An 11,289-nucleotide genomic window follows, 5' to 3' on the forward strand; every position below is an offset into this window, starting at 1 on the left:
GTTACATAATAAAATTTACATTCTAGGAATTACTAGGACCGGCGCGTATCTAATTAGACATTCGTGAGCACCAGCACGCAGGACTGACAAAGAATGCGAGGGCTTGTCTACACGCTGAACAGATCCTTAAAAGAAGGATCTGTACTCATTCGTTATCGTATGAAATACCTAAAATCATTTGATTTTGCAGACTTTGAATTTGAACACGTGTCCTGTCCAAACGCTCTCTTTGTTGATCATTGGCGACATCTTTTAATTTTTCTAATTCATTCACCGCATCCTCAAGCATGAGCTGCGCTTTCGAAAATTCTTCTTCGTTATAATGCTCTTGGCGAGAGCTCAAATCAAATTGTTCACTTGCAAACTCAAGAGTCTCAGTGCTTTTTTGCACAAATTCATCAATTGATTTTCTTGTTGCCATCTTGCAATCCCTCCATTTCATCATCGCTCCCGCCTATTTTGCCCACGTAAAGCTTTTTCACTAAAGAAAATGTTGGACAGATTCAATTGTTCTCTTTCGTGATTTTTGTTAAACTTTTAGGATGCCTATTATTATGCAAGGAGGTTACTGACTTGGATCAGCATAACCCTTTTTTATATTCAAACAGCGAAAAACGTTATCACACATGGAATTATCATTTGCGTGAACACTTTGGTCATAAAGTGTTCAAAGTCGCTTTAGACGGCGGCTTTGACTGCCCAAACCGTGATGGTACTGTCGCACATGGCGGCTGTACATTTTGCAGTGCCGCGGGGTCTGGTGATTTTGCAGGAAATCGGGCAGATGATCTCATCACTCAATTTAATGAAATCAAGGACCGGATGCATACCAAATGGAAAGACGGAAAATACATGGCGTATTTCCAAGCCTATACAAACACACATGCGCCGCTTCCTGTTCTAAAAGAAAAATACGAAACCGTCATGAATCTGGATGGAGTCGTTGGCTTATCCATTGCCACAAGACCCGATTGTCTGCCAGATGACGTGGTGGAATATTTAGCTGAATTAAACGAACGAACGTACCTATGGGTTGAACTTGGTCTACAAACTGTACATGAGCGAACAGCTATGCTCATCAACCGTGCCCATGATTATGAATGCTACGTAGAAGGTGTACAAAAACTTCGAAAACACGGGATTCGTGTCTGCTCGCATATCATCAACGGCCTGCCTCTTGAAAACCGGGACATGATGATGGAAACAGCAAAAGCTGTCGCTGATTTAGATGTGCAGGGAATTAAAATTCATCTGCTTCACCTTTTAAAAGGAACACCTATGGTGAAGCAATACGAGAAAGGCAAGCTGGAGTTTTTAAGCCAAGAGGAATATGTTCAGCTTGTTTGTGATCAGCTGGAGATTCTGCCGCCAGAAATGATTATTCATCGTATTACAGGCGATGGTCCTATTGAATTAATGGTGGGTCCAATGTGGAGTGTAAATAAGTGGGAAGTGCTTAATGCCATTAATGCTGAGCTTGAAAGACGTAACAGCTACCAAGGCAAACGTTTCGTCAGATTGGAAGAAGCGGCAAAATGATTTTAAAACGGATGCTCCCTTTTAGTAAAGAGCTGTTAGAACGCGCATGCCAAAAAGGTGATATTGTCATTGATGCAACGATGGGAAATGGCCATGATACACGCTATTTAGCTGACCTTGTCGGAAAAGATGGACAAGTTTTCGCATTCGATGTTCAGAAGGAAGCCATTGAGCAAACAAGCAACAGGCTTGGTGAGCAATATCCTTACGTTCACCTTATCCACGACGGACACGAAAAAATGGCTGCCCATCTGCCAGCAGATGCTTATGGTCAAATATCCGCTGCAGTATTCAATCTTGGGTACTTACCAGGAGGCGATAAAACCGTCACGACTCAGGCTCATACGACCATTGAAGCCATCAAACAGCTCCTTGACTGGCTGAAACCCGGCGGTCTGATCGTTCTTGTGATTTACCACGGTCATCCTGAAGGAAAAAAAGAAAAAGAAGTACTTCTTGATTATTGCAGATCACTCCATCATGAAGAAGTACAAGTGTTATCTTATCAATACATGAATATTCATAACGACCCGCCCTTTGTGGTAGCTATTGAAAAAAAGCTCAAATCCTAAATGGATTCGAGCTTTTTATTTTCTCAAAGGAAAGAGCCAATCTTGAATTACTCAGCGTATTGGTCGATGATCTCTTCCAGCACCGATTCAAGCTCTTGTGCACCTTCAAGCTCTGATTGGCTGAAGCGGACGCGTACAAGCTGTTCTCCGTCATTATACATCTCTTCCAGCCAACCGCGCAGTCCTCTTGCTCTGCGGTCGACTTCGAGGATAATGTCTAAGCCCTCTTCGTCCATAAGGAAAATAAGCTCTAATTCATCAAGTAATTCGCCATAATAGTCTGATACCGGTATGAACTCAAATTCTTGGACAAACGGAAGGCGGCGGCTGAAGTAAGGCGCTTGTTCACAGTCTGCTTCATGAAGATGAAAGCCTAGATTTTCGACAGCTTCCAGCACACGTTTCATCCAAGGATGTGCTTGCACGAAAATGCGGTCGTGATCTGATTTATCAATACCCCCTTGGATATCAAGGTCTGTCACTACAGCAACCTCTACTTTTCCTACTGTGATTGGTGTATCAATAGGGAGGATAAACGAGAACGGAAATTGATGCTCTTCCCCTGGCTGAATGGTAAATGATTCAGTCACCCTTACAGAATAAAGGGTCGTGTCTTTTCGCTGCTCTTCATCATCTTTTACAATGCTGTACCATGTATTAGGCTTTACATCAATAAAGCGGATATCTTGAGAGACTTTCCCGCCCTTTACATGGACTGTTCCCCTTACTTCTTCTCCCGGTTCATATGCCTCTTTCTCCAAAATAGTATCTACTTTCGCCGCACCAATTCCTACACTTGCTGCAAACTTTTTAAAGAATGACATGCTCGATCTTCCCCTTTTTCATATTTTTCAACAAATATACGTAAGAAGGAGGAAAAAGGACTCATTTAATTGATACTTTTTTCCTACTATTTGTACACTAAGAATTATATCGGCAGCAAATGAGAGGATTGTACTAGGGAAAGGGGGTGAACACATACAATATTTGACTAGTTAACTGTCCATCACCTCGTGTAAAATGAACAAATGTTACTCACGAGCGCCTGTTGCCAGACCGTACAAAACAAAAAAGCTTGTAGAGAAAAACATTGTTTTCCCTACAAGCCGAGCTCACACCCTGTTGAATTTAAACTTATTTATGACGATTTCATCCAAGGCATTTTCTGATAGGTCCGATAGGCTCTGCCGTTGATATAGAAAAAGAAGGACGTTTTCCCGCTCGATTTAATGAGCCGCTTTGCCAGCTTGTTCATCTCTTTTTGAGCTGTCACTTTTTCATCAGACAAATAGACCGCCAGTAACCCTCTATTGATTAGTTTATGAAAGTTCTCATGCGGAATGCCTTTCAGCTGTTCATCCGCTTTTTCAATAAAATGCTGAAGTCTGTCCATCATCTCATGATGAGAATTGTAGTATGAGCAAAAATTCAGATCGCCCTCAAGCCGGTCCTCTTCTTGATCAATTAAATAGTCCAATAAAATGTGCAGCCCTTGGATATAAGGGAAATAGCTTTCGTAAATTTGCTTCGCTTGTTTCTCTGTAAAATCAGGCTGCAGTGCATAAGCCACAAGACAGAAAATGCCCAGCGTTGATCCTGCACATGCGGAAAACTCATACCATTCCATTTCCGGCAAATCCTTTTCATATTGGCGGAACCATGACTCTAGTCGAGGCACACGTTCATGAGGAACCACATGCTTATGTACTTGTAAATCACTATAGTAATCACACAGCGTGTGCAGATACGGCTGAATGATCGGATAATGCGCTAAGCGTGACAGCACGTCCTGACAGGTTTTGACAAGCGCATGCAGATACCCGTGATCCTCTTGCTCATCACGGAATTGATAATACGGCTTGAGTTCCGCATGAATATCAAGCGCATCCCTCATTGCTTGATGCAGCATATGAAAATCTTTTGGATCAAGCGACGTACTGCGGTCGCAGAGGTTATCTAAGTAATCACTAATTGTTTGGTACGCCACAATGAATTCAATACATGTTTCTTTCGCTTCACCTGCTAGAAGAGATAAAATCCCCCCGCCTTCACAGTGAAAGGTTTTACTAGATATGCTCGCTAGTGCCTGCGTTCTCAGTTCTTCGTTTTCAATCTTTTCTGCATGAGCCCGCCACTTTTTAAGCTCCTGATGAACTAGCGGAAAAATCTCTTTATACACCTTCGTCATCAGTGCAAAAGGACGTTCTGGTACTGACAATTCAATCCACCCCCAACTTAAGCTCACAATCAAATATACTGATCTGTAAAGGCTCTTGCTGCCTTAAACACATCTTCACGTTCGGGCTCATTAAAAATTTCATGATACAGCCCTTCCCATTCACGATATGATTTATTATATGATTCAATGCCGTTGAACCATTTGATTACCCTCGTTTTATCTACGATCTTGTCATCGCCTGCCTGCATTAAGAGGAGGGGAATCGACCGAAAGACATTCGTTGGCTGCATCGCCGCATCAATATTTTTCACAAGCTCTCGATACCAGCGAACCGACACCTTTGTCACATAAAGTGAATCATTGGAATCTGCCTCAATGACATCCTGATTCCGTGTGGCTAGTTCAATTGACAGCCCAGACTCGACTTTAAACGACGGCGCCAGCACATTTAGCCCTTTTGACGCAAAATCCATCAGCTTCTTCGGTTTAAATTGCAGACCTAAACAAGGTGATGATAAAATAAGGCCATCAATCTTCGTATGGGTATACTGCTTGAACCACTCAATTGAAATGAGCCCACCCATGCTATGCCCAAGTAAAAATGTCGGAAGTCTGAACGACTTCGCATGTTCAATCCATTCATCTACTGTATCAATGTATTCTTGAAAAGAGCGAATGTGGCCTCGCGCACGTGTCGATGTCCCTTGTCCAGGCAGGTCACCCATGACAACGTGATAGCCTGCATTTCGCCACATTTCGATCAGCCATTTATATCGGCCATGATATTCACTAGCACCATGTACAATCACAATTGTACCAACTGGTCTTTCAGCATGCCAAGTCCACAAAGTAAACACCTCACAATTGTTGTATTAGGAAAGGAAGTCGAAAAAGTGATTTATCCATATCATCAGTTTACACCTGAGATTCATGACTCGGTCTTTGTCGCAGATAACGCCACCATTACGGGCGATGTCACCATTGGAGAATATTCGAGCATTTGGTTCCAAACCGTCATTAGAGGCGATGTAGCTCCTGTAAGAATTGGAAAAAACGTCAACATTCAAGACTTGTCCTGTCTGCATCAAAGTCCTGGAAAAACACTTCTTATTGAAGATGGTGCTACCATTGGACACCAAGTGACATTACATAGCTCTATCATTCGACAACATGCCCTCATTGGCATGGGGTCCATTATTCTCGATGGTGCGGAAATTGGCGAAGGTGCCTTTATCGGTGCCGGCAGTCTTGTCCCGCAAGGAAAAGTCATCCCAAAAGGCACACTCGCTTTTGGCCGTCCAGCCAAGGTTGTTCGACTGCTAACAGATGAAGATATCCAAGACATGGATCGTATCCGTAGAGAATATGTAGAAAAAGGACAATACTATCGTTCCCTTTTATCGCGTTAACATCATACGTGTATCTTCACTTTATCATGTTTTTTTCAGGATATTAAGCAATAACTGTGAAGCGCTTGTTATTTTACCCGTTTACACCACTTTCTATCATGACAAAAAAGGTTTTCAGCACAAAGCTGAAAACCTTTTTTCATTAACTAAAGATCACTTCTTTCGGTTGATGATTCAACTGCTCTGGCTCAATACTGCGTTCCACATAAATACTATGCCAGATCATAAAGACGAGGACTGTCCAAATCTTACGGCTATGATCTGCTTTCCCCGCACAATGGTCATTTAATAACTCAAGAACATATGCCTTGTTAATGTATTCATCTGTTTGACTGTTTTGAATGATATCCTTCGCCCAAGCGTTCATCTCATTTTTCAGCCAATGGCGAATCGGAACAGGGAATCCTAGCTTTTTACGATTCAACACATGGTCTGGTACAATGCCTTCTGCTGCTTTACGCAACAGATATTTCGTTGTGCCATCTTTTGTTTTCAGCTCTTCTGGAATTTTAGAAGCCGCTTCAAATACAACCTTATCAAGGAATGGGACACGAAGCTCTAGAGAGTTCGCCATCGTCATCTTATCTGCTTTCAGCAAGATATCCCCGCGCATCCACGTATGAATATCAACATATTGCATTTTGTTAATATCACTGTAGCCTGCACTTTCCTCGAAGTATGTTTTCGTTACGTCACGATACGTGATGTTCGGATCATACTGTTTTAAGAGGTTTTTCTTCACTGGCTCTTCAAAGATTTTCGCATTACCAATATAGCGTTCCTCTAACGGCGTACAGCCCCGAACGATAAAGCTCTTCCCTTTCATTCCTTCTGGCATGATACGAGCCAGACGAAGAAGAAACTTTTTCAACATGGTTGGAACCGATTCGAATGGCTTTAAAGAAAGAGGCTCACGATAAATATTATATCCACCGAACAGCTCGTCTGCTCCTTCACCAGAAAGAACAACTGTCACTTGTTTTTTCGCTTCTTTTGCCACGAAATACAATGGAATCGCCGCTGGATCAGCCAAAGGATCATCTAAATGCCAGACGATCTTCGGAAGCTCGTTCATATATTCCTCAGGGGAAATGACAGCGCTAAAGTTTTGTAAGCCCAGCTTATCAGCTGTCTCCTTTGCCACATCCACTTCACTGAAACCGTCCTGCTGGAAGCCAACAGAGAATGTCTTCAGCTCAGGATGAAATTCCTTTGCGACCGACACGATGAAAGAAGAATCAATCCCGCCTGATAGGAATGAACCAACAGGCACATCACTTCTCATGTGTACTTTTACAGAATCATAGATGGCATCACGTACTTCTTCGATTAGTTTCTGCTCTTGTGTTTGTTCAGGCTTGAATTGGACTTTCCAGTATGTCTTAAATTCAATGTCTTGGCCAGGGCGCAGTGTAAACTGGTGACCCGGCTCCACTTTGTGCACCTTTTGATCAAGTGTATTTGGCTCAGGAACGAACTGGAAGGACATATATTGCTGCAAAGCGGTCTCATCAAATAGGATGTCCTCCTTCACAGCCATTAAGCTTTTGCGTTCAGAAGCAAAGTACACTTGCTCATCCATTTGTGTAAAATAGAGCGGTTTAATTCCAAAAGGATCTCTTGCGCCGTATAATAACTGCGCTTCTTTATCCCAAATTAAAAAGGCAAACATTCCGCGAAGCTTAGATGCTGCTTCTTCTTTATAGTGACAATATGTGGCAAGAAGTACTTCCGTATCAGAATCTGTGCTGAACGTATAGCCTTTTTTCACAAGCTCTTCCTTCAGCTCCACATAGTTATAAATTTCTCCATTGAAAATAATCCAATATTTTTCATTTTCATAAGAAAGCGGCTGCTTTCCGTGCTCCACATCTATAATACTTAAACGTCTAAATCCAAATCCTACATGCTCATCATGAAAGTAACCCTCATCATCCGGACCACGATGAACGATGAGACGATTCATTTGTTTAATTAACTCTTCCTGCTCAGTAGTTTCGGACAATGGACGGTGATTAAATACACCAACAAACCCACACATATTATTGCCTCCACGTTATGTTATTTCTTAAAAGTAGACCTATAATTAGACCGTATTTTGTCTAATTTCGTTTCACATTTTTAGCTTTTTGTAGAATTTTTTTAATCAAAAGGAAAACCGCTTAAAATAAGCGGTTTTGTATGTTGTTATTGTCCTAAGGCTTCCTGACGAAGCAAGTCGGCTTTATCTGTTTTTTCCCATGGAAGATCCAAGTCATGACGGCCAAAGTGTCCGTATGCAGCTGTTTGTTTATAGATTGGACGACGCAAGTCAAGCATTTTAATAATGCCGGCCGGACGAAGATCAAAGTTTGCACGAACCACTTCAATTAATTTTTCTTCAGACGCTTTTCCTGTTCCAAACGTATCAATTGAAATTGAGACTGGCTGTGCAACACCAATTGCATAAGCAAGCTGTACTTCACAAGAATCTGCAAGACCTGCTGCTACGATGTTTTTCGCTACATAGCGAGCCGCATATGCTGCTGAACGGTCAACCTTCGTTGCATCCTTCCCAGAGAAAGCACCGCCTCCGTGACGAGCATAGCCTCCGTACGTATCAACAATAATTTTACGTCCAGTTAAACCAGCATCCCCTTGAGGTCCACCAATCACGAAACGGCCTGTTGGGTTAATGAAGTACTTTGTCTCTTCATCAATAAGTTCACTTGGAACGACAGGACGAATGACATGCTCTTTTAAGTCGCTTTGAATTTGTTCAAGCGTCACTTCTGGTGCATGCTGTGTAGAAATAACGACTGTGTCAATACGAACCGGTTTGTTTTGTTCATCATATTCAACGGTTACTTGTGTTTTTCCGTCAGGACGAAGGTATGCAAGTGTTTCATTCTTGCGTACTTCTGTTAAACGACGAGATAATTTATGCGCTAGTGAAATCGGCAGCGGCATCAGCTCTTCTGTTTCGTTGTTTGCAAAACCAAACATAAGGCCTTGGTCACCTGCACCGATTGCATCAAGTTCTTCTTCAGTCATTGTACCTTCACGTGCTTCAAGCGCTTGGTCTACACCTTGTGCAATATCAGCAGACTGTTCATCAATTGATGTAAGAACCGCGCATGTTTCCGCATCAAACCCATATTTCGCACGTGTATAGCCAATTTCCTTAATCGTGTCACGTACTGTCTTTGGAATGTCGACATAAGTAGACGTTGTAATCTCACCGCTTACTAATACGAGACCGGTTGTTACAGAAGTTTCACAGGCAACACGTGCATTAGGATCTTTCTTTAAAATTTCATCCAAAATGCTGTCTGAAATTTGATCACAGATTTTATCCGGATGTCCTTCGGTCACTGATTCTGAAGTAAATAAACGACGATTTTGACTCATAATGGCTATTTCCTCCTGTACAAGACCACACCATCCCAAGATGAGGCCTCCAATATGATACGGAACTCGTTCCCTCTTATATTTCAAAACGTTTATATTAGAGATGTTATTGGCAATTTGTTCATATGATATCCCAAAAATAAAAAAACCATTTCCTTCATTGCGAGGAAAGGGTCTGAGATCGCATGCCTTTCACTCTTATCGCTCAAGGTGTTTTTGTACCTTGCATCAGGTTAGCACCTTGGTTTCTCAGCATGTTCATGCCTTTTTCATAAGAAACCGGTTGCTGGGCTTCGTCGGGCCTGTCCCTCCACCAGCTCGGGATAAGAGTATCCGTTCAATAAGATATCTTATCTTAAACCCTTGCGTCATGTCAATGCTTCATAGGAATTATCTCCCCTCTTTTTTTACCTCATCTTTCACATCACCAAAAAGCATATTTTCATAGCAGAAATGAAAAAACACACACAAAAATATTTAAATAGTATAGACTATTATTATCAATGTGTTATACTAATCGAAACAAAAACAAATTCAACGGTAAAGGAAGGGTTTTTTATGAACTCAGTGGATTTAAAAGAAGATTTGCAGTCATTGCTCTCATTAGAAAATACGCACCAAAATTTATCTGTTCCGAAACTTGTTGAAAAGATTTTGGCACGTCATGAAGGCGTTTTAACTTCAACAGGTGCTGTCCGCGCGACAACTGGTGCCTACACTGGACGTTCGCCTAAAGATAAATTTATTGTAAAAGAAGAAAGCTCTGCGCATAACATTGATTGGGGCACAGTGAATCAGCCGATCTCAAAAGACGCATTTGATCGTTTATATACAAAAGTTGTGTCATACTTAAAAGAACGTGATGAACTATTTGTCTTTGAAGGATTTGCGGGTGCTGACGAAAGATACCGTATACCCATTACAGTGGTAAACGAATTCGCATGGCACAATCTCTTTGCAAAGCAGCTATTCATTAGACCTGACGGATCAACACCATCATCAAATGAAAAGCCTTTTACCATCTTATCTGCTCCTCACTTTAAAGCAGATCCTGAAACAGATGGCACAAACTCTGAAACGTTTATTATCGTTTCTTTTGAAAAGCGTACAATTCTGATCGGTGGAACAGAGTATGCAGGAGAGATGAAGAAATCCATTTTCTCTGTCATGAACTACCTTCTCCCTGAACAAGATATTTTATCCATGCACTGCTCAGCTAACGTTGGTCAAGAAGGCGATGTCGCATTATTTTTCGGCCTTTCAGGGACTGGGAAAACGACGCTTTCTGCAAGTGCAAGCCGCAAGCTGATTGGAGACGATGAACACGGCTGGTCTAGCACTGGTGTCTTCAATATTGAGGGCGGATGCTATGCGAAATGTGTGAACTTAAGTGAGGAAAAAGAGCCGCAAATTTACAAAGCCATCAGCTTCGGATCCGTGCTTGAAAACGTGGTGCTGGATGAAGAAACACGTGAAGCGGATTATGATGACACATTCTTTACTGAAAATACACGGGCGGCTTACCCAATCGAAATGATTGATAACATCGTGAAACCAAGTATCGCAGGTCATCCATCTGCCATCGTCTTTTTAACAGCGGATGCTTTTGGTGTTTTACCTCCAATCAGCCGTTTAACGAAAGAACAGGCCATGTATCACTTCCTTAGCGGCTACACAAGTAAATTAGCAGGAACTGAGCGCGGTGTGACATCACCAGAAACGACATTCTCTACTTGCTTCGGTTCACCGTTCTTGCCACTTCCTGCTCACGTCTATGCTGAAATGCTTGGCAAAAAAATTGATGAGCATGGCGCAAAAGTATTCCTTGTGAACACAGGCTGGACTGGCGGTGGCTATGGTACGGGCAAACGAATGAACCTGGCTCATACAAGAGCGATGGTGCAGGCAGCCATCGAAGGCGATCTTGACAATGCTGAAATAATCACTGACGACATCTTTGGATTACACATCCCGCTTCATATTCCAGGGGTGCCAGATGAAGTCCTTCAGCCTGCTAAAACATGGGCTGATCAAGAGGCTTACCGAGAAAAAGCCTACTTCCTTGCAAACGAATTTAAAAAGAATTTCAAAAAATTCAGCCATGCAGCAAGTGACATCGAAGCAAAAGGCGGACCACTCGTCTAATCAAAAGACAAAAGCTGAGGGGATGGGACTGACCCCATCAGATGAGACAAATAAA

Annotated in this window: 10 protein-coding genes and 1 riboswitch; of the genes, 4 read left to right on the top strand and 6 right to left on the bottom strand. The window is 42.1% G+C overall.

Annotated elements, in window-relative coordinates:
- Positions 1-145: 145 nt before the first annotated feature.
- Positions 146-421: a YtzC family protein gene (locus BA1_RS17235; protein WP_008361717.1), complete on the bottom strand. Its 276-nt coding sequence runs from the start codon at positions 419-421 to the stop codon at positions 146-148.
- 152 nt (positions 422-573) lie between these two features.
- Between BA1_RS17235 and mnmL the strand changes: the two genes are divergently transcribed.
- Both mnmL and mnmM read left to right on the top strand, forming a co-directional pair.
- Positions 574-1,539 (top strand): tRNA modification radical SAM protein MnmL/YtqA, encoded by a 966-nt coding sequence (mnmL, locus tag BA1_RS17240; protein ID WP_008361718.1) that lies wholly within the window; start codon positions 574-576, stop codon positions 1,537-1,539.
- On the top strand, positions 1,536-2,111 hold the full coding sequence (mnmM, locus tag BA1_RS17245) for a tRNA 5-(aminomethyl)-2-thiouridylate-methyltransferase MnmM (protein WP_008361720.1): 576 nt from the start codon (positions 1,536-1,538) through the stop codon (positions 2,109-2,111). Before mnmL ends, mnmM begins: the two co-directional genes overlap by 4 nt.
- 47 nt (positions 2,112-2,158) lie before the next feature.
- On the opposite strand, the gene BA1_RS17250 is transcribed toward mnmM, so the two are convergent.
- The 3 genes from BA1_RS17250 to BA1_RS17260 all read right to left on the bottom strand — a co-directional run bounded on the left by BA1_RS17250 (position 2,159) and on the right by BA1_RS17260 (position 5,138).
- Positions 2,159-2,935, bottom strand: a complete 777-nt coding sequence (locus BA1_RS17250; RefSeq protein WP_008361722.1) for a sporulation protein — start codon at positions 2,933-2,935, stop codon at positions 2,159-2,161.
- Positions 2,936-3,249: 314 nt separating this feature from the next.
- Positions 3,250-4,329 carry a tetraprenyl-beta-curcumene synthase family protein gene (locus BA1_RS17255; RefSeq protein WP_008361724.1) on the bottom strand — a complete coding sequence of 360 codons (1,080 nt, stop codon included), beginning with the start codon at positions 4,327-4,329 and terminating at the stop codon, positions 3,250-3,252.
- A gap of 29 nt (positions 4,330-4,358) precedes the next feature.
- Positions 4,359-5,138: an alpha/beta hydrolase gene (locus BA1_RS17260; protein ID WP_008361725.1), complete on the bottom strand. Its 780-nt coding sequence runs from the start codon at positions 5,136-5,138 to the stop codon at positions 4,359-4,361.
- 45 nt (positions 5,139-5,183) lie between these two features.
- Between BA1_RS17260 and BA1_RS17265 the strand changes: the two genes are divergently transcribed.
- The gene (locus BA1_RS17265; protein ID WP_008361728.1) at positions 5,184-5,699 is read left to right on the top strand and encodes a gamma carbonic anhydrase; all 516 of its coding nucleotides are present in this window, start codon (positions 5,184-5,186) and stop codon (positions 5,697-5,699) included.
- Positions 5,700-5,841: 142 nt separating this feature from the next.
- Here BA1_RS17265 and asnB read toward each other — a convergent pair whose 3' ends face one another.
- Together asnB and metK are read right to left on the bottom strand one after the other, a co-directional pair.
- Positions 5,842-7,740: an asparagine synthase (glutamine-hydrolyzing) gene (gene asnB, locus BA1_RS17270; protein WP_008361730.1), complete on the bottom strand. Its 1,899-nt coding sequence runs from the start codon at positions 7,738-7,740 to the stop codon at positions 5,842-5,844.
- Between the two features lie 146 nt (positions 7,741-7,886).
- On the bottom strand, positions 7,887-9,089 hold the full coding sequence (gene metK, locus BA1_RS17275; protein ID WP_008361732.1) for a methionine adenosyltransferase: 1,203 nt from the start codon (positions 9,087-9,089) through the stop codon (positions 7,887-7,889).
- Positions 9,090-9,284: 195 nt separating this feature from the next.
- A riboswitch (SAM riboswitch) is annotated at positions 9,285-9,419 on the bottom strand.
- 228 nt (positions 9,420-9,647) lie between these two features.
- Between metK and pckA the strand changes: the two genes are divergently transcribed.
- Positions 9,648-11,234 (top strand): phosphoenolpyruvate carboxykinase (ATP), encoded by a 1,587-nt coding sequence (pckA, locus tag BA1_RS17280; protein WP_008361733.1) that lies wholly within the window; start codon positions 9,648-9,650, stop codon positions 11,232-11,234.
- Positions 11,235-11,289: the final 55 nt, after the last annotated feature.

Origin of the sequence: Bacillus xiamenensis (assembly GCF_000300535.1) — a bacterium.
Classification (GTDB): Bacteria; Bacillota; Bacilli; order Bacillales; family Bacillaceae; genus Bacillus; species Bacillus xiamenensis.